We start from the raw sequence: 19,197 nt of genomic DNA, 5'->3' as shown, positions 1-19,197 counted from the left end.
CTGCTTCGAGAAGTCGCCGGGCGGGGGACATCCGGCGGGTGATCCGGTATGAAGCGGTGGTCGGTGCGCCGAGGCACCGCTGCGACGCAGGGGGGCGGACGTGGTCCGACGGAGGCTGGGCACCGCGCTGATCGCCGGGACGTTGCTGGCCGGGCTGCTGCCGGGCGGCGCCGCGGCCGAGCCGCGCGCGGGCGGGCTGATCGACCGGGACGAGAAGCTCGCGGGGTACGTCGACCCCGGCTGGTACCGGGACAACGTCCCGTTCGTGGACCTGCCGGACGCGACGGTCGAGGACACCTACTACTACCGCTGGCGCACCTTCAAGGAGGCGCTGAAGTACACCGGCCCGGACGACGGCTGGATCGTCTCCGAATTCCTCGGCCCCGTCGGCTATTCCGCGCCGGGCGGCGGGATCTCCGCCGCCGCGGGGCACCACGTCTACGAGGGCCGGTGGCTGCGCGACACCCGCTACTTGGACGACTACCTCGACTACTGGCTCTCCGGCAGCGGTGCCGGGCCGAAGCCCGCGACCGAGGAGCTGAACCCGAACACGACCGACTGGGCGCACCAGTACTCGTTCTGGATCGCCGACGCCGTCGTCGCCCGCGCCTCCGTCGACGGGCGCTGGGACCGCGCCGCCGCGGAGCTGCCCGCGCTGGAGGAGCAGTGGCACGGCTGGGACCCGCAGTTCGACGCGGATCTCGGGCTGTACTGGCAGACCCCGGTGTGGGACGCGATGGAGTACACCGCGAGCTCCTACCAGAGCGATGACCCGTACCACGGCGGCGAAGGCTTCCGGCCGACGCTGAACGCCTACCAGTACGGCGATGCGAAGGCGATCGCGAGCCTGCTGCGCCGCACCGGGGATGACGCCGGAGCCGCGGACTACGAGCGCCGCGCCGACCAGCTCAAGTCCACTGTGGACGAGAAGCTGCTGGACGACGGCTTCTACAAGCACGTGATGCGCGACGGGAACCCGGACCGCACCCCGATCTCGGACCGCGAGCAGATGGGCTTCGTGCCCTGGTACTTCGGCATGGCCGGGCCGGAGCGCGCCGGCGCGTGGGACCAGCTGACCGACCCGGAGGGCTTCGCCGCCGCGCACGGACCGACCACTGTGGAGCGACGCAGTCCCTGGTACCTGCACGAGGCCGAGGAGGGCTGCTGCCGCTGGTCCGGGCCGAGCTGGCCGTACGCGACCAGCCAGACGCTGACCGCGCTGGCGAAGCTGCTCGACGAGCAGCCCGCGCAGCGGCACGTGGACCGGCAGGACTACTACGAGCTGCTGCGCGGCTACGCGCTCACCCAGCGCAAGGACGGCGAGCCCTACGTCGCCGAAGCGCACCACCCCGACGAGGACCGGTGGCTGTACGACTCGCCCGGGCACAGCGAGGACTACAACCACTCCACCTACACCGACCTGGTGCTGTCCGGGCTGCTCGGCATCCGCCCGCAGCAGGACGACACCGTGCGGATCGCCCCGCTCGTCCCCGGCGACTGGGACCACTTCGCGGTGGAGGACGTCGCGTACCACGGGCACGACCTGAGCGTGGTGTGGGACCGGGACGGCCGGCACTACGGCACGGGCGCCGGGCTGCGCGTGCTCGTCGACGGCGCCGAGGTGCACCGGCAGGACGACCTGGCTCCGGTGCGGCTGCCGGTCGCGGGCCGGGCGCCGGACCTCCCGGAGCAGGTCGACGACCTGGTCAACGCGGACGGCGAGGGGTTCCCGACGGCCACCGCCACCTACTCCGGGGAAGGCGACGAACCGGGTGAGGCGATCGACGGGCAGGACTTCCACCTCGACCGGCCCGGCACCCGGTGGACGAACCACGGCAGCCCGAACGCCATCGACCACCTGCAGGTCGAGACGGCCGAGCCGATCGACGTCTCGGACGTGCGGATCTCGTTCTACGACGACGGCGGCGAGGTGCGCACCCCCGACTCGTACCGGCTGCAGTACCGGCGCGGCGCGGAGTGGGTGGACCTGCCGACGAGCCCGCCGGTCCCCGGCGAACCCGCCCGCGTGCGGCCGGACCCGCCGGTGCGCACCGACGCGTTGCGGATCACCCCGGAGCGCGCGGACGGCGGAGCCGTCGGCATCACCGAGCTCCAGTCCTGGCGCACCACCACCTGAGGTGAATGGCCCATTCGCCCAAGGGGATCGGGCTGGTGGGCCATTCACCTCGGTGTTCAGGCCACGGGTTCGGGGGAGCCGGTGAGGGCGCGCAGCACGTCGGCGGGCGCGGGACGGGTGGCGAGCTCCGCCGCGACGGCCGCGGCCCGCTCCGCGTACGACGGATCGGACAGCACCCGCTCGATCGCGGCGGCGATCCCGGCGGGGGAGTCGACGACCACCGCGACCCCGGCGGCTTCCGCCCGCGCCGCGTTGACCGGCTGATCCGCGCCCTGCGGGCACAGCACCAGCGGAACCCCGCGGCTCAACGCGCCGAGCACGGTGCCCGAACCACCGGCGCCCACCACCACGCCCACCCCGTCGAGCAGGTCGTCCAGCGGCGCGAACGGCACGTAGTGGATCTCGGCGCCGGAGTCGCGCACCTCGTCGGCGCGCGCCGCGTTCGGCCCCGCGCCGTGGGACATGCCCAGCGTGACGCGCAGGTTCAGCGGCCTGCTCGACACGGCCGCGACGAACTCGTCCAGCACCCGCGGGTCGGAGAACACGGTGCCCAGCGTGACGAGCGCGGTCGGCCGGTCCGCGGCCGCGAAGCCGCGCTGCGGTGCCTCCCGGCCTTCCGGGCGGCGGTGCGCCCGGCCGCGCATCGGCAGCGGCGGCACCGCGCTGGACCAGCCCGGCTCCTGCAACTCCTCCGGCCACGGGTCCAGGTAGGTGGTGGGCGGTTCGACGACGATCCCGCGTTCGTCGTGGTGGCGGGCCGCCGAAGCCTCGATCAGCTCGGCGAGCTCGGGCGGTACCGCCGGGCCGATTCCCGCCTGGTGCCAAGGAATTCCGAGCGCGGCGGCGACGAACGGGCCGAGGGCGTCGTAGTACTCGGCGATCACCAGGTCCGGCGCCCAGTCCCGCGCGCGTTCGATCGACTCGGCACCGCCGAGCTCCAGGCGGCAGGCGCCGAAGACCTCGCCGACGACCTCCGGCGTCGGGCGCATCACGTCGGTCCCGGTGCGGCGCGCGGCTTCGGTGGTGAACTCGATCGCGGTCGGACCGGCGGCGAGCAGCTCCACCTCGGCCGCCAGCTCGTCCTCGACGGCGGGCCGCATGTCGCCGCTGGTGAGCACCGCGGCCTGGTGCCCGTCGGCGAGCGCGGCCTCGATCAGCGGGGCGAGCGGAAGAAGGTGGCCGTAGGCGGGGACGGCGCTGAACAGCACGCGCACGGGGCGACTCCAAGAGCTGAAGGGGGCGCGCGGTGTCGCGCGCTCGACCGGTGGCGCCGCGGCGCCACCGGCTCCCACGCTAAGGATGGGGCCGGTGGCACCTGCCGGGAAGGGCCGGAATTCCCTTCTCCGCGGGGAAAATCCTCGCCGGTCAGCGCGGCCGGGCGGGCACGCCCCAGCTGGCGAGCAGGCCCAGCGCCTCGCGGGAGGGCGAGCCGGGTTCGGCGGTGTAGACGAACAGGGTGGTGTCCGGATCGCCGGGCAATGCGAAGGTCTCGTACTCGACGGTGAGCTCGCCGACCACCGGGTGCCGCAGCCGCTTCGACCCGTGGGTGCGCTGGTGCACCCGGTGCTCGTCCCACCACCGGCCGAATTCGCGGCTGCCCGCGCGCAGTTCGGCGACCAGGGCGATCGCCGCCCGGTCCGCGGGGTCGGCGCCGACGTCGAGGCGCAGGCTCTCCACGGTGGCCCGCGCGTGCACCTCCCAGTCGGCGAACAGCTCCCGCGCGCCGTCGTCCAGGAACATCCAGCGCGCGTAGTTGCGCCGCGCCGCGGGCATCCGCTCGAAGTCGGTGAACAGCGCCCGCGCCATCCGGTTGCTCGCGAGCACGTCGGTGCGCCTGCCGAGCACCAGCGCCGGTTCCCCGTCCAGCGAGTCGAGCAACTGGTGGACGCCGGGCCGCAGCCGCTGCACCGAGTTCGGCCGGCTGCGGGGGCTCGCGGTCCGGCCGACGAGGGTCTCCAGGTGCGCGCGGCCCGCGGCGTCCAGGTCGAGCGCCCGTCCGATCGCCGCGACCACGGCGGGCGAGGGCACGATCCGCCGTCCCTGTTCGAGCCGCGCGTAGTAGTCGGTGGACACCCCGGCCAGCAGCGCGACCTCTTCGCGCCGCAGCCCGGGGACGCGCCGCACCCGCCCATCGGCGGGCAGACCCGCGCGGGCGGGATCACCGAGGCCGCGGGCGCGGCGCAGGAAGTCGGCGAGTTCGCGGTTGTGCTGGGCCATGCCCGCGATTCTGCCGCCGCCCGGGTCCCCGCGCGGGCGTGCGGGTGGACCTCCGAGTCCCAGGTTCGCGGGTCCGCGCCCCGGCAGGGCGCGCGCGGCACCGATTCCGGCGATCTCCGGCGACCAGGCTGGGGGTCGAGCCGGGGGAGGAACCCCCGCCGAGACCGGGAGGCGCCCGATGCGCAAGGTTCTGATCGTCATGTCCGCCGCCGACACCTGGATCCGCACCGACGGGTCGGCCTACCCGACGGGGTATTGGGCGGAGGAGCTCGCCGCGCCGCACGCGGAGTTCACCGCCGCCGGGTTCGCGGTGGACTTCGCCTCGCCGGGCGGGGTGCTGCAGCCGCTGGACCGGCACAGCGCCGACCCGGAGATCGCCGGGCCGGAGTGCGCGCGCCACGTCGAGCACGCGGCGGCCGCGCTGCGCGAGTTCGGCCCGCTGCTGCCGCTGGCGGAGGTGGTGCTCGACGACTACGCGGCGATCGTGCTGCCCGGCGGGCACGGGCCGGTGGTGGACCTGCACGAGGACGCCGACCTCGGCCGGCTGCTGGTGGCGGCGGACCGCGCGGGGGTCGCCATCGCCGCCGTCTGCCACGGCCCGGCCGCGCTGCTCAGCGCCGTGGACGAGGCGGGGGACTGGCGGTTCGCGCGGCGGCGGATGGCCGCGTTCACCGACGAGGAGGAGCGGCTCTTCGGCACCGCGGACGGCGCGCCGTGGCTGCTGGCGAGCCGGTTGCGGGAGCGGGGTGCGGTGCACGAGGGCGGGCCCGCCTACCAGCCGTTCACCGTGCGGGACGGGAACCTGTTCACCGGTCAGAACCCGGCGTCGAGCGGTCCGATGGCGCGGGAGGTGCTGGCGGCGCTGTGACCCCGGGCGGGCCGCCACCCGGTCCTCGTCCTGAGCTGGGCAGGGACGTGATCCGGGTCGCGCCCGCGAGCGGGTTGCGGCGACCGGTGCAGGCGGTTGCCCCGTCCGGCGCCGGTCGCCGCCCCACCGGACCAGCGCGCCCGATGATCACACCCGATCGGGCTAAGGGAAAAGATTGAACAATGCACTAGGTCATCACTTCGGCCGAATGTTGATCTACCGCTGGCCGCAATGGTGTGACCGCACGGCGTTGAGCGGAAAAATGAGCTGCCTTCTGATTACCGAACGTGCTGGAGTGAACCTCCGATCGGGGAGTTGTTCATCCGGAAGATGGCACGAGAGCTGGAGGCAAGGCTCATGGCAACCGACATCATTCACGACGGCATTCGGCACTGCGGGAAGGTCTCGCCCTGGAACAGCGATGCCACCTCGCTGTGCGGCAAGTTCTTCCTGCACGCGACCTACGAGGACACGTTCTTCAGCGGCATGCCGACCTGCCCGGAGTGCAAGGCGGCCAAGCGCGGCGGCAAGAAGCTCTGAACCCGGATCGGCGCGGGAGCACCCCGGCCGCGCCACGAGGGTGGCGCGGCCGCGCGCGTCCACTCGGTGGAAGCCGAGACGGGTTCTGTTCGTGTACAGACCGCCAACAGATACAGTGCTGATATGTCAAGGCTGGAGATGTGCGGAATCGACCGCCCCTCGGTGAAGCCGAGGCTGCGATGAGCCCGGCGACCACCGATGAACCCGTCTACGCGTCGTTGGCCGACAAGGCCTACGCGGAGATCTGCGACCGGCTCATCATGCTCGACATCCCGCCCATGACCGCGATCGACGACGTGGCGCTGGCGAAATCGCTGGACGTGGGGCGGACGCCCGTGCGCGAGGCGCTGAAGCGGCTGGAGATCGACCGGCTCGTGGTGTCCTACCCGCGCCGGGGGACCTTCGCGACCGCGGTGGACATCACCGACCTGGCCTACATCTCCGAGCTGCGGGTGCAGCTGGAACCGCTGGCGGCCCGCCGCGCCGCCGAATCCGCGAGCGCCGCCGTGCTGGCCGAGCTGCTGGAGATGGCCGACGAGCTGGACGAGGTCGACGTGCGGTCGCTGAGCCGCGACGAGCTGATGCGCTGGGACCTGCACGTCCACCGCGCGATCTACCGGGCCGCGGGGAACCCGCACCTGGAGGACACCCTGGTGCGCTACGACAACCTCGCCACCCGCATCTTCTGCCTGTTCCTGGAGCGCATGTCGCACTTCGACAGCCACGTCGGCGAGCACTCCGGGCTGCTGCGCGCGATCGGTTCCCGGTCCGCCGACGAGGCCGAGCAGCTGGCCTGCGACCACGTGCTCGGCTTCGAGGAGGCCATCCGCGCGGTGGTGTGATCCGCCGGGCGGAGCGAGGGAGCAGGGCGCCTCGCTCCTTCCGGGACGGGGTCACGGCCGCGGCTGCCGGACCGGGTGCGCGATCACAACCTGGCGGCGAGCCGTCGTCGCCAGCGCCCGAACGACTTGGTCCGGTCGACCGAGAGCACTCCGACCGGTTCGTCCGCGGAATCCAGGTACAGCGCGAGGAACTCGCCGGAGTCGACGTCGCCCTCTTCGATCCGGATCGTGCAGCCGGGGCTCCGGTGCCCGGCGAACTGGATCTTGCTGCCGTACTGGTCGGACCAGAAGTACGGGACCGCGTGGTGCGCCGGGGCGGAGTGCTCGGCGCCGAGCAGTGCGGCGGCCGCGGCCGCCGGGTGCTGCGCGGCGTTGGTCCAGTGCTCCAGCCGCAGCGGTTCGGACGTGTAGTCCCGGTGGGCGTTGGCGCAGTCGCCGACCGCCACCACCTCCGGTACCTCGGTCCGGCCCGCGGCGTCGGTGCGCACGCCGTTCTGCAGCGGGATCCCGGAGCCCTCCAGCCATTCGACGTTCGGCTGCGCCCCGATGCCGACCACGACCACGTCGGCGGGCAGTTCGCGGCCGTCGTCGAGCCGCACGGCGGTCACCCGGGGATCGCCGACGAGTCCGGCGACGCCGGTGCCGACGTGCATCCGCACCCCGTTGCGGGCGTGCAGCCTGCCGCACACCTCGCCCATCTCGGGGCCGAGCGCGCGGTGCAGCGGGACGGCGGCGGCCTCGACCACGTCCACTTCGACGCCGAGCCCGACCGCGGTCGAGGCGATCTCGGCACCGATGAAGCCGGCGCCGATGACGACGAGGCGGGCGCCGGGCACGAGTTCCTTGCGCAGCGCGCGGGCGTCGTCGAGGGTGCGCAAGGTCCGGACGCCCTCCGGAACCGGTCCGGGGAACGGGCGGGCGCGGGCGCCGGTGGCGAGCACGACGGCGTCGGAGGTGATCCGCGCGCCGCCTTCGAGCAGCACGGCGCGGTCCCGGGCGTCCAGGCCGGTGGCCGCGCGGCCCAGCCGCCAGTCCACCTCCAGCGCGGAATCGTCCGGTTCGGTCAGGGCGATGTCGTCCTCGGAGGCGGTGCCCGCGAGGTACTCCTTGGACAGGGGCGGCCGGTCGTAGGGGGCGTGCTCCTCATCGCCGACGACGACGATGCGCCCATCGAAGCCGTGCTCGCGCAGTGCGCGGACCGCGGTGAGGCCGGCGAGCGAGGCTCCGACGACGGTGATCTCGCGCAATCAACTCACCTCTTCCACGACGGCACCGGCGGCGACCTCGACGTCGCTGGTCTCGAGCACGTAGACGAGTCCGTCGTCCACGGCGACCCGGTGGGTTCGCACGGGTTTCTTGGCGGGCGGGCCGCTGGGGCGGCCGGTGCGCAGGTCGAAGCAGGCCGCGTGCAGCGGACATTCGACCGCGCAGCCTTCGAGCCAACCGTCGGAGAGCGAAGCGTCCTGGTGCGTGCAGGTGTCGTCGATGGCGAACAGCTCGCCGTCCACGTTGAACACAGCGATCGCCACCTCGCCCTGCACCCGGGCCGACTCGCCGGGGGGGATGTCGGACAGCGCGCCCACTAGAATCATTCTGGCCTCCTGTTGCAGATGGCGGAACCCGTACTGCAATGCGCAACCGATAGAATGAGGCTCGTCACCTTGGTCGTCAACGATGAAATTCGCCGTCTTCGCCGAGCGGGCGAATCGGGGCCCACGGAGGCCTGAGAGTTGCCGCGGGTGTAACGCGCGGAAACCCGCCGGTAGCGAAAACCCCTAGTGCTGTGGGAAGTTCGCGGCGAGCCGCCCGCCGGGGAGCGCCCGGCCGCCGGTGCCCGCGATGGGGTCCAGGGCGGGTTCTGGACGGACCGCGAGGGCACCGGAACGGCGTGTTGACCCGGCCCTGACCACGGCTTATCGTGCAACAGATATATCAACCACCGGACCTGGCTTCGAAGGAGATGGGGCAGCCGGGACCGCGCGGCCGCGCCGCGGCTCGCGGCAGCGCGCAGCGGGGGAGACCTCATGATCGACCGATCGAAGCGGCCCAAGCGGGTCTTCCGCAGACCGGCCGTGGAGGAGGAGCGCACCGTCCGCCGCGCCGTCGCCGCGGCCGCGATCGGCAACGTCGCGGAGTGGTACGACTTCGGGATCTACTCCTACCTCGCCGCCGTCGTGCTCGGCCGGGTGTTCTTCCCGGAAGGCGGCCAGTGGGCCACCGCCTACACCCTCGGTGCGTTCGCGGCGGCCTTCCTGATGCGCCCGCTCGGCGGACTCGTGTTCGGCAGGCTCGGCGACAAGATCGGGCGCACCAAGGTCCTCTCCGCCACCGTCGTGCTGATGGCCGTGTCCACCGTGCTGCTCGGGCTCATCCCGGCCTACGGGGCCATCGGCGTGGCCGCGCCGCTGCTGGTGCTGTTCGTGCGGATGCTGCAGGGCTTCTCCGCGGGTGGTGAGTACACCGGGGCGCTCACCCTCGTCGCCGAGTACGCACCGGACCGCAGGCGCGGTTTCTTCGGCAGCTGGCTGGAGTTCGGCACCCTCACCGGCTACACGTTCGGCGCCGGGGTGTGCTGGACGGTGATCGCCGTGCTGCCCGAGCAGGACCTGCTCGCCTGGGGCTGGCGGGTGCCGTTCATGCTCGCGCTGCCGCTCGGCATCACCGGCATCTACCTGCGGCTGCGGCTGGAGGACACCCCGGCGTTCCGGCAGCTCATGGAACGCTCACCGGCGCTGGCCACGATGTCCTCCCGGCGCGCGCTGCAGATCGTGGTGACCCGGTACCGGGCGGCCGCGCTCGTCGCCGTCGGCGTCGTGGTGGCCTGGAACGTCACGAACTACGTGCTGACGAACTACATCCCGACCTACCTCACCGGCACGCTGCCGCGCTACGGGCTCGGCGGGACCAGCCCCGAGGTCGCCACCGCGCTCCAGGTCGTCGTCATGGTGCTGATGCTGTGCGTGATCGTCTCGGTGGGGCGGCTCAGCGATCGCGTCGGGCGGAAACCCGTGCTGATGACCGGGAGCGTCGGGCTGATCCTGCTGGGACTGCCCGCGATCTGGCTGCTGCGCGCGGGACTGGTGGGGCAGGTCGCCGGGCTGCTCATCATCGGGCTCGCCCTGGTGTGCTTCGCCGCCGTCTCGCCGTCCACGCTGCCCGCGCTGTTCCCCACCATGATCCGGTACAGCAGCCTGGCGGTGCTGTTCAACCTCGCCGTGTCGCTGTTCGCGGGGACCGCGCCGACCATCATCGAAGCGCTGGCGACCGCGACGGGGAACCTGGACTGGCCGGGCTACTTCCTGGTGGGGGCGGGGATCGTCGGGGTCGTCAGCACGCACTTCCTCAGCGAGCAGGCGGGGCGGCCGCTGGACGGGGCGGCGCCGCTGACCTCCAGCTCCGAGCTCCCGTCGCCGCCGCTGTCCGCCGACGGGGTGCCGCTGGAGAGCCCGCGGCAGTAGGCGGGCGGCGCTGTCCTGTGCTGCGCTGTCTGGTCCTGCCCTGCCTGATCCTGCGCTGCCTGGTCCTGTGCCGTGCTGCGCTGCGTGTCCTGTCCTGCCCGGCGCCGTGCTGTCCGGTCCCGTACTGCCCGGTCCCGTGCTGCCCGGTCCAGTGCCGACCGGCTCCGCGTTGTGCCGCCCGGTCCTGCGCCGCGCCGTGTCGGGATCTGCGCCGCGCCGTCGGCTCGGCCCCGGTCCGCGCTGTCCGGCTCCGCGCCGCCCGCTCCCGTTCCGCCCGACTCCGCACCCGGCGCAGTGCGAGTCCGCGCCGGCGGAAACCGTTGCCGCACCGGGAGAATCGAGCGGCCGCGACCGAGACCGCGCCCGGACCAGGGCAGCACGAGGACCCCGCGCGGCGGGAAGCCGCGCGGGGCCGGGAGAACGGCGCTCAGCCCACCCGCTCGCGCACCCAGTCGTGGAACTCGCCGATGTGGTGCTCGCTCGGCACCAGCACCCCGCCCTTGCGGTACGACCGCGAGTCCATCGCCAGCTGGCAGCGCTCGCACGCGTCGAAGTCCTGCTGGTTCACCCGGTGGAACAGCTCCACCGACCGGTCGATGTCCGCGCCGGAATCCACCACCTCCGGCAGGTACAGCCAGTCGCAGCGCACGATCGTGCGCTCCGCCGACAGCGGGAACATCCGGTGGAACACCACGTGGTCCGGCACCAGGTTGATGAACACCTGCGGGCGCACCGTGATCGCGTAGTAGCGGCGGTCCTGGTCCTCGTGCACGCCGGGAATCCGATCCAGGCCCGCCGAGCCGTCGACGGTGAAGCCCTGCACCTCCTCGCCGAACTCGGCGCCGTGGCCGACGAAGTACTGCGCGGCGAGGCCGTCGGCGAACTCCGGCAGCACCTCGGTGAGCTCCGGGTGGATCGTCGCGCAGTGGTAGCACTCCATGAAGTTCTCGACGATCTGCTTCCAGTTCGCCCGCACGTCGTACTCGATGCGCCTGCCCAGCTTCAGGTCCGCCACCTGGTAGCCCACGATCGCCTCCGGCGAGCCCAGGCGGTTGGTGACGTCCCCGATCACCGTCTCCTCGAACGACGGCGGGTCCTCGGCCAGGCACAGCCACACGTACCCCAGCCACTCCTGCACGTGCACGGTGTGCAGCCCGTACTCGACGCGGTCGATGTCCTGCATTGCGTTCAGGTTCGGCGCCGCCACCAGCTTGCCGTCCAAGCCGTACGTCCACGCGTGGTACGGGCACTGGAAGGAGCGCCGCACCTCGCCCTTCTCCTCCGTGCACAACCGGGCCCCGCGGTGCCTGCACACGTTCAGGTAGGCCTTCACGGCACCGTCCCGGCCGCGGGTCACCAGAACGCTCTCCCGGCCGATCTGCACCGTCTCGTACTGGCCGGGGCGCTCCAGGTCGGCGCTGAGCACCGCGCAGAACCAGCCCGCCTCGAAGATCGCCTCCTGCTCGGTCCGGAAGATCGACGGGTCCGTGTAGTAGTAGCCGGCCAGCGTCTCGCGCAGGCTCTCGGGCAGCGCTTCGCCGGTGTCGGGAGTGGACAGCTCACCGGTGGTCATGGCAGTGCTCCTCGCGGCAGAGGGGAAGGGGACACAACTCGCTACGGCATCGGAACCGGCGGGCGCAGGGGCCGCCCGCGGAACGTCGGGAACGCACCGCGCGGCGGATTCCGCGCGGTGGCTGCTGAGTGGAAGTCGAGAGTCGTTGCACGAACAGCAACGGGGTGCGCATTGCGCTACAGATGGCAGCGCGTCGCGAACGGGATGTCAAGACCCGCGGCCGGAACCGGTCACCGGAACACCACGGTGCTGTGCCCGTTCGGCAGCACCCGCCGCTCGCAGTGCCAGCGCACCGCCCGGGACAGCGCCAGCGCCTCCGCGTCCCGGCCCACCGTCTGCAGCGCCACCGGGTCGTGCGTGTGGTCGATGCGGATCACCTCCTGCTCGATGATCGGGCCTTCGTCCAGGTCCGGGGTCACGTAGTGCGCCGTCGCGCCCACCAGCTTCACCCCGCGCGAATACGCCTGGTGGTACGGCTTCGCGCCCTTGAAGCCCGGCAGGAACGAGTGGTGGATGTTGATCGCCCGGCCCTCCAGCGCCTTGCACGCCTCGTCCGAGAGCACCTGCATGTAGCGGGCCAGCACCACCAGCTCCACGTCGTACTCGTCCACCAGCTCCAGCAGCCGGGCCTCGGCGGCGGCCTTCGTCTCCGGCGTCACCGGCACGTGGATGAACGGCAGGCCCGCCGACTCCGCCATCGGCCGCAGTGTCTCGTGGTTCGACACCACGGCCACGATGTCCGCGCTCAACCCGCCGGACCGCCAGCGGAAGATGAGGTCGTTCAGGCAGTGGCCCAGCTTCGAGACCATCACCAGCACCCGGGCGTCGCGGTCCGCGTCGAACGAGAAGGACATCTCGAAGTCCGCGGCCACCGGCTCGAACCCGCGCGACACCGCCGCCAGGTCCACCTCGCGGTCCGCCGTCACCTGGGTGCGCAGGAACAAGCGGCCCTTCACGCCGTCGTCGAACTGGCGGTACTCGGCGATGTCGCAGCCCTGGCCCACCAGGTAGCTGCTGACCGCGTGGACGATGCCGCTGCGGTTGGGGCAGCTCAACGTCAGGGTGAACTTCCTGGTCATCGTCGTTCCTCCTGTGCTCGCACGGCTCTGGTCGCGGTCGGGGGTCGTCAGCACTCGACGACGTTGAGGGCGAGGCCGCCGCGGGCGGTCTCCTTGTACTTGTCCTTCATGTCCGCCCCGGTCTCGCGCATCGTCTTGATCGCCTTGTCCAGGGAGACGTGGTGCTCGCCGTCGCCGCGCAGCGCCATCCGGGCCGCCGTGATCGCCTTGATCGCGGCCACCGCGTTCCGCTCGATGCACGGGATCTGCACCAGGCCGCCCACCGGATCGCAGGTGAGGCCCAGGTTGTGCTCGATGCCGATCTCCGCGGCGTTCTCCACTTGCTCCGGGGTGCCGCCCAGCACCTCCGCCAGGCCGGCGGCGGCCATCGAGCACGCCGACCCGACCTCGCCCTGGCAACCCACCTCGGCACCCGAGATCGACGCGTTCTCCTTGAACAGCACGCCGATCGCGCTCGCCGTCAGCAGGAACCGCACCACCGAGTCCTCGTCGAACCCGGCCAGGAACCGGTGCGCGTAGTGCAGCACCGCGGGCACGATCCCGGCCGCGCCGTTCGTCGGCGCCGTCACGACCCGGCCGCCCGCCGCGTTCTCCTCGTTCACCGCCAGCGCGTAGAGCGTCACCCACTCCATCGCGTGCAGCGCGTCGCTCTCGTCGACGCCGGACTCCAGCCGCTCCCGCAGCTCCTTGGCCCGGCGCCGCACCCGCAGCCCGCCGGGCAGCACGCCACCGGTGCGGGAACCGTTGTCCACGCACTCCCGCATCACCGACCAGATGTGCAGCAGGCCGTCCCGGGTCTCCTGCTCGGGCCGCCAGGACAGCTCGTTCGCCAGCATCACGTCGCTGATCCGCGAGCCGGATTCCCGGGCCCGCGCCAGCAGTTCCGCGCCGGTGCGGAACGGGAAGCGCACCTCCGGCCCGCCCGCCACCAGCACCGGCCGGCCCGCCTCGTCCTCGTCCAGCACGAAACCGCCGCCGACCGAGAAGAACTCGCGGCGCAGCAGCGGTTCCCCGTGCTCGTCGAACGCGTCGAAGCGCATGCCGTTGGTGTGGAACTCCAGCCGCTTCCGCCGGTGCAGCACCACGTCCCGGTCCACCGAGAACGCGATCTTGCGCTCCCCGCCGAGGCTGATCCGGCCCTCCTCCCGCACCGCCCGCACGTCCGGTTCGGTGCGCACCGGGTCCACCAGGTGCGGTTGCTCGCCCAGCAGGCCCAGCACCACCGCCGGGACGCTGCCGTGGCCGTGGCCCGTCGCGCCCAGCGAACCGAACAGCTCGCAGCGCACCGCCGCCACCCGGGGCAGCACCCCGGACTCGCGCAGCCGCGCCACGAACCGGAAGGCGGCCAGCATCGGGCCGACCGTGTGCGAACTCGACGGCCCGATGCCCACTTTGAACAGGTCGAACACTGAGAGGGTCATGCGCGCTCCTCACCTGGAGGTTTCCCGGTCCGGCGCGGCGCGGTCCGCGCCGTCGACAGCCGGCTCACGGCCGCTCTCCGCGAGCGCGGCCCGCACGGTGTGCCGCAGCAGCAGCGCCGTCGTCACCGGCCCCACCCCGCCCGGCACCGGCGTCAACGCCGCGACCCGGCCGGACACCCCGGGAGCCACGTCGCCGACCAGCCCGCCGTCCGGCGTCGGATTGGTGCCCACGTCCACCACGACCGAACCCGGGTGCACGTGCGCCTCCGCGATCAGGTCGGGCCGGCCGACCGCCACCACCAGCACCTCCGCGGCGCGGGTGCGCGTGGCCAGGTCCGCGGTGTGCCGGTGGCAGACCGTCACCGTCGCGTCCCGCTGCAGCAGCAGCTGCGCCACCGGTTTCCCCACCACGGTGGAACGGCCCACCACCGCGCAGTCCCGGCCCGCGAGCGGCACGCCGTGGTGGTCCAGCACCGCCAGCACCGCGGCCGCCGTCGCGGGCGGGAACGCGGGCAGCCCGGCGGCGAGCCTGCCCGCGGACAGCGGGTTCGCCCCGTCCACGTCCTTGTCCGGCGCGATCGCGGCGGCCAGCTCGTCGAAGTCGGCGCCCGGCGGCAGCGGGGTCTGCAGGATGATGCCGTGCACTTCCGGTTCGGCGCTCAGCGAGGCGAGCTCCTCGCGGATGCGGTCCGCGGTGGCGTCGGCGCCGAGGTCCACGACCTCGCACTCCACGCCGGACTTCGCGGCGGCCTTCGCGATCGAGCGCACGTACCAGGCGCTCGACTCGTCGTCGGTGGCCACCACGACGGCCAGCCGGGCGGGCACTCCCGCGGCGGCGAGTTCGGCCGCCGCGGCGGCGACCTCGGCCCGGATGGCACGGGCCGGGCCGGTGCCGTCCAGGACCGCGGTCTCCACCGGCGGCGTCGCGGTGGCGGGTGCGCCGGTCGCGGGCGGATCGGTTGCGGGCGCAGCGGTTTCGGACGCAGGGGTTTCGGACAGAGAGGTTGCGGGCACGGGGTTTTCGGGCACAGCGGCTTCGGCCCGAGGGGTTTCGGACGCTGGGGTTTCGGACGCCGGGGTTTCGGACCGGGCGGCTTCGGACACGTCGGCCGTCGGCGGGTCGGTGTCGGGCACTGCCGGGGAAGTGGTCATCGCTGGATCTGCTCCCGTACCGCGGTGGTGGTCTCATCGGCTCGGTGGAGGACATCGGTGGCCGCGGCGATCGCCGCGGCCAGTTCGTCCCGCATCGCCGGGTCGGCGATGCCGGGCAGGTTCACCTCCGCGTTCACCCGCGAGGTGGCGGCGGCCGCGCGCGCCGCGTCCGCGGCCGCCGCGACATCGGTGATCACGTTGCGGTTCCCGATCGGCCGCAACCGCTCGGCGAGCCCCACTACCCGGCCGGCGACCGCGATGACCTGGGCGGGCACCCGGCTCGCCTCGGCCAGGGCCGCCGCGATCGCCCGGGACCGCGCCGCCTTCGCCTCCGCGGTGTCCTTCGGCAGGCCGTAGGCGGCGCCGACCGCGCCGAACGCGGTGGCGTCCCGCTCCGCCAGATCCAGCGCCAGGCCGCGCAGCTCGTCGGCCGCGGTCAGCACCGCGTCGATCTCCGCCGCGTGCTCGGCGTACTTCGGGCCGTCGCTGAACCGCGCGACCATGGCGATCAGGGCGGCGCCCTGCGCGGCGTGCAGCCCGGCGGTCGCGCCCCCGCCCGGGGCGGGATCGCGGGAGGCGAGCCGCTGCAGGAAGGTGTCGATCGAATCCGTGCGCATCAGCATCCTTCGTCGTAGTGCGGAAAACCCGTTCCAGGTGACCGGGCCGGCGGCCCACCCCGCTCGGAGCGGAGGGGCCGCCCACCTCGCGAGCGGTCCGGGATCACCTGCGGATCCGGTGCATCTCCGGGTCGACGAGCGGTTCGGCGGCGACGGTGGCCCGCACCATCCGGTCGAAGTACTTGATCTCCACCGAGGTCCCGGGTTCCGCCGAGGCGGGCAGCCACGCGTAGGCGATGGGGAAGCCCAGGGTGTGCGAGAACGCCGCCGAGGTGACGTACCCGGCGGGCGCCGAGTCGACGAACACCGGCTCCGCGCCGAGCACCACGCTGCGCCCGTCGTCGATCGTCAGGCAGGACAGCCGCCGCGCCACCGACTCCTGGTCGCGGCCCTCCAGCGCGTCCTTGCCGACGAAGTCGCCCTTGTTCCGGCGGACCGCGAACCCGACGCCCGCTTCGAACGGGTCGTGCTCGGTGGTCATGTCCGCGCCCCACGCCCGGTAGCCCTTCTCCAGCCGCAGGCTGTTGAACGCGGCGCGCCCCGCGGCGACCACCCCGAGCTCGCGGCCCGCCTCGAACAGCACGTCCCACAGCCGCTGCCCGTACTCGGCGCTGGTGTAGATCTCCCAGCCGAGCTCGCCGACGTAGGACACCCGCATCGCGGTGACCGGGATGCCCGCGATGCGCGCCTGCTTGCAGCGGAAGAACTTCAAGCCCTCGTGGGAGAAGTCGTCCCGGCTCAACGGCTGCACCAGATCCCGGGCCAGCGGCCCCCACACCCCGACGCAGCAGGTGCCGCCGGTGATGTCCCTGACCTGCACGCCGTGGTCGTCGGGCAGGTTCCGCCGCAGGTGGTCCAGGTCCAGGTTCCCGTTGGCGCCGACCTGGAACAGCCGTTCGCCGAGCCGCGCCACGGTGAGGTCGCTGCGCACGCCGCCCGCCCGGTCCAGCATCAGCGTGTAGGTGACCGAGCCGACGGACTTGTCCATCTTGCCGGTGGTGAGCCGGTCCAGGAACTCCAGCGACCCGGGACCGGACACCTCCAGCCGCTTCAGCGGGGTCATGTCGTAGAGGGCGACGGCGGTGCGGGTCTTCCACGCCTCGACGGCGGCGACGGGGGAGTGGAACATCGCGGACCAGGCGTCCCGCGACGGCGGCTGCCACTCCATCGGCAGTTCCTTGACCAGCGGCGCGTTGGCCTCGTACCAGTGCGGGCGCTCCCAGCCGTGCGCTTCCAGGAAGAACGCGCCGAGTTCGCGCTGCCGGGCGTGGAACGGGCTGACCCGCAGGTCCCGCGGGGAGAACTTCGGCTGCAGCGGGTGCTTGACGTCGTAGATCTCCACGAAGTTGCGCTGCGAGGTCTCGTCCGCGTGCTGCGGGGTCACCTCGATCTCGTCGAAGCGCTGCACGTCGCAGCCGTGCAGTTCGATCTCGCTGCGCCCGTCCACCAGCAGTTGCGCGACGGCGCGCGCCACGCCGGAGGAGTGCGTCACCCACACCGCCTCGGCGATCCAGAACCCGGCCACGTCGGGGGATTCGCCGACCAGCGGCCCGCCGTCGGGGGTGAAGGAGAAGACGCCGTTGAACCCGGTCTCGACCTTCGCGGTGCGCAGCGCGGGCAGCAGCCGCTTGCTGTGCTCCCAGGACGGGGCGAAGTCCTCCTCGGTGAACGCCAGCATCGACGGCATCGCCGCTTCGCTGGGCGCGTCCTCGTCCTGCGGCAGCTCGTCCAGCCCGACCGGGATGGGGCGGTGCGCGTAGGTGCCGATGCCGAGCCGGTCGTCGTGCTCGCGGTAGTACAGGTCGTGGTCCTGGTGGCGCAGGATCGGCAGCCGCGCCTCGATCCGCGGGTCGTTGCGCCCGGCGAGTTCGGGCAGCTGGTCGGTCTGCGCGTACTGGTGCGCCAGCGGCAGCAGCGGCACCCGCATGCCGACCATGTCGCCGATGGCCTGGCCCCAGAACCCGGCGCAGGAGACCACGATGTCGGCGGGCACCTCGCCCTGGTCGGTCTCGACGCCGGTGACCTTGCCGCCGCTGGTGCTGATGCCGAGGACCCGGGTGGAGCCCTGGAAGCGGGCGCCGCGGGCTTCGGCGCGGCGGGCGAGGGCGATGACGGCGCGGGAGGCCTTGGCCAGCCCGTCGGTGGGGGTGTGCAGCCCGCCGAGGACGCGGTCCCGGTCCAGCAGCGGGTGCAGCTTCGCGCACTCCGCCGGGTCGAGGACGGTGCCGGGCACGCCCCAGGAGGTCGCCCAGCCCTGCTTGCGGTGCAGGTCGGCGAGCCGTTCCGGCGTGGTGGCGATCTCCAGACCGCCGACCTGGTTGAAGCACCACCCGCCGTCGACGTCCAGCGAGGCGAGCTTGTCCCTGGTGTAGGTGGCGAACTCGGTCATCGTCTTCGACCCGGCGGTCTGGAAGACGAGTCCGGGGGCGTGCGAGGTGGAACCGCCGGTGAGCGGCAGCGGTCCCTGGTCGAGGACGGTGACGCGGTTCCAGCCGCGTTCGGTGAGCTCGTCGGCGAGGTTGGTGCCGACGATCCCGGCTCCGATGATGACGACGCGGGGGGTGCTCATGCTGGTCTCCTAACGGGCGGCCTGCGGCGACCGCTGCGAGGACGGCAGGTGCGGACTGGGTGCCACGGGGCAGGAGCTCGGGTCTGGCGAAGGGGAGTGGTGGGGTTCGGTGGTCGTCCGATGCGGAGTTCCGCGGAGCACGGGGGACGTGTCGGAACGGGCCGCCCGACGGCGGTGACCTGGCCGAGCCGGATGCCGGATTCCGGGTGTGCCCCCGGACCGACCGGAACAGCTGAACACAAGACTGATATATCAAGTGAACGGCAGAGTAAGCACTGGTAGGAGCGGCGGTCAAGAGTCGATTCGGCGCACCTGGTCGCAGTGCACGCGGATGGCTGAACGCGCGGGCCGCCGCACGGCGCGTCGCTACTCCGGGCGCGTCGCGCGGCAGTGGTCGGCGCAGGTCGCGGCGGGTTCGCGCATCCGCGACCTTCGGCCCTTGACCCCGGGAATTCCGCTGCTTACGCTCGGGAAGCCATCTGATATTTCAGTTGGATGGTAGTCGTCCGGTCGGCCGTTCAGCCGCCGTCTCTCCAGTGCTCCCATGCAGATTCCCCGCACCGAAGGAGTCCCATGAGCTCGTCCGGCACCCCCTCGAACCCCTCCGGGAACACCGCGGGCATCGATGCGTTCAACGACCGGCTTGCGGTGGTGGATCCGGAGGTGGCCGCTGCTGTGGGGGCGGAGCTGGGTCGTCAGCAGAACACGTTGGAGATGATCGCGT

15 protein-coding genes are annotated in these 19,197 nt (G+C 72.7%); 5 read left to right on the top strand and 10 right to left on the bottom strand.

The genetic code is table 11. From position 1 onward, the window contains the following. The first annotated feature begins 100 nt into the window (after positions 1–100). Positions 101–2,137, top strand: a complete 2,037-nt coding sequence (locus tag ABZ805_RS09300; protein WP_358436730.1) for a glycosyl hydrolase family 65 protein — start codon at positions 101–103, stop codon at positions 2,135–2,137. A 56-nt stretch (positions 2,138–2,193) separates the two neighbouring features. On the opposite strand, the gene ABZ805_RS09295 is transcribed toward ABZ805_RS09300, so the two are convergent. Then, a complete protein-coding gene (locus tag ABZ805_RS09295; protein WP_358436727.1) occupies positions 2,194–3,351 on the bottom strand; it encodes a nucleotide disphospho-sugar-binding domain-containing protein in 1,158 nt (385 codons plus the stop codon). 151 nt (positions 3,352–3,502) lie between these two features. Beyond that, entirely contained in the window at positions 3,503–4,354 is an 852-nt protein-coding gene (locus ABZ805_RS09290; RefSeq protein ID WP_358436724.1) for a helix-turn-helix transcriptional regulator, read from the bottom strand. Positions 4,355–4,532: 178 nt separating this feature from the next. Here ABZ805_RS09290 and ABZ805_RS09285 point away from each other — a divergent pair, with 178 nt between their 5' ends. From ABZ805_RS09285 to ABZ805_RS09275, 3 genes are all read left to right on the top strand, one after another. Further along, complete coding sequence (locus ABZ805_RS09285; protein ID WP_358436721.1) at positions 4,533–5,222, top strand: type 1 glutamine amidotransferase domain-containing protein; 690 nt, start codon at positions 4,533–4,535, stop codon at positions 5,220–5,222. 357 nt (positions 5,223–5,579) lie between these two features. Continuing rightward, positions 5,580–5,762, top strand: coding sequence for a hypothetical protein (locus tag ABZ805_RS09280; RefSeq protein WP_358436719.1), 183 nt, complete (start codon positions 5,580–5,582; stop codon positions 5,760–5,762). A gap of 179 nt (positions 5,763–5,941) precedes the next feature. Next, entirely contained in the window at positions 5,942–6,604 is a 663-nt protein-coding gene (locus ABZ805_RS09275; protein ID WP_358436716.1) for a GntR family transcriptional regulator, read from the top strand. Between the two features lie 83 nt (positions 6,605–6,687). Here ABZ805_RS09275 and ABZ805_RS09270 read toward each other — a convergent pair whose 3' ends face one another. Beyond that, complete coding sequence (locus ABZ805_RS09270) at positions 6,688–7,851, bottom strand: FAD-dependent oxidoreductase (protein WP_358436713.1); 1,164 nt, start codon at positions 7,849–7,851, stop codon at positions 6,688–6,690. Then, a complete protein-coding gene (locus ABZ805_RS09265; protein ID WP_358436710.1) occupies positions 7,852–8,196 on the bottom strand; it encodes a bifunctional 3-phenylpropionate/cinnamic acid dioxygenase ferredoxin subunit in 345 nt (114 codons plus the stop codon). Between the two features lie 432 nt (positions 8,197–8,628). On the opposite strand from ABZ805_RS09265, the gene ABZ805_RS09260 reads away from it, so the two are divergent. Then, positions 8,629–10,062, top strand: coding sequence for an MFS transporter (locus ABZ805_RS09260; RefSeq protein ID WP_358436707.1), 1,434 nt, complete (start codon positions 8,629–8,631; stop codon positions 10,060–10,062). A gap of 427 nt (positions 10,063–10,489) precedes the next feature. Here ABZ805_RS09260 and ABZ805_RS09255 read toward each other — a convergent pair whose 3' ends face one another. The 6 genes from ABZ805_RS09255 to ABZ805_RS09230 form a co-directional block, all read right to left on the bottom strand. Further along, positions 10,490–11,635, bottom strand: coding sequence for an aromatic ring-hydroxylating dioxygenase subunit alpha (locus ABZ805_RS09255; RefSeq protein ID WP_358436704.1), 1,146 nt, complete (start codon positions 11,633–11,635; stop codon positions 10,490–10,492). A 230-nt stretch (positions 11,636–11,865) separates the two neighbouring features. Then, entirely contained in the window at positions 11,866–12,714 is an 849-nt protein-coding gene (gene purU, locus ABZ805_RS09250; RefSeq protein WP_358436701.1) for a formyltetrahydrofolate deformylase, read from the bottom strand. A 47-nt stretch (positions 12,715–12,761) separates the two neighbouring features. Further along, positions 12,762–14,135 (bottom strand): L-serine ammonia-lyase, encoded by a 1,374-nt coding sequence (locus tag ABZ805_RS09245; protein WP_358436699.1) that lies wholly within the window; start codon positions 14,133–14,135, stop codon positions 12,762–12,764. 9 nt (positions 14,136–14,144) lie between these two features. Further along, positions 14,145–15,050: a bifunctional 5,10-methylenetetrahydrofolate dehydrogenase/5,10-methenyltetrahydrofolate cyclohydrolase gene (locus ABZ805_RS09240; RefSeq protein ID WP_358436697.1), complete on the bottom strand. Its 906-nt coding sequence runs from the start codon at positions 15,048–15,050 to the stop codon at positions 14,145–14,147. 233 nt (positions 15,051–15,283) lie between these two features. Continuing rightward, complete coding sequence (locus ABZ805_RS09235) at positions 15,284–15,904, bottom strand: cyclodeaminase/cyclohydrolase family protein (protein ID WP_358436694.1); 621 nt, start codon at positions 15,902–15,904, stop codon at positions 15,284–15,286. 103 nt (positions 15,905–16,007) lie between these two features. After that, entirely contained in the window at positions 16,008–18,473 is a 2,466-nt protein-coding gene (locus tag ABZ805_RS09230) for an FAD-dependent oxidoreductase (RefSeq protein ID WP_358436691.1), read from the bottom strand. Positions 18,474–19,197: the final 724 nt, after the last annotated feature.

The sequence above is a fragment of the Saccharopolyspora sp. NPDC047091 genome (assembly GCF_040643635.1).
In the GTDB taxonomy this organism is placed as follows: domain Bacteria; phylum Actinomycetota; class Actinomycetes; order Mycobacteriales; family Pseudonocardiaceae; genus Saccharopolyspora_C.
This window is presented reverse-complemented; position numbering and strand designations above follow the sequence as displayed.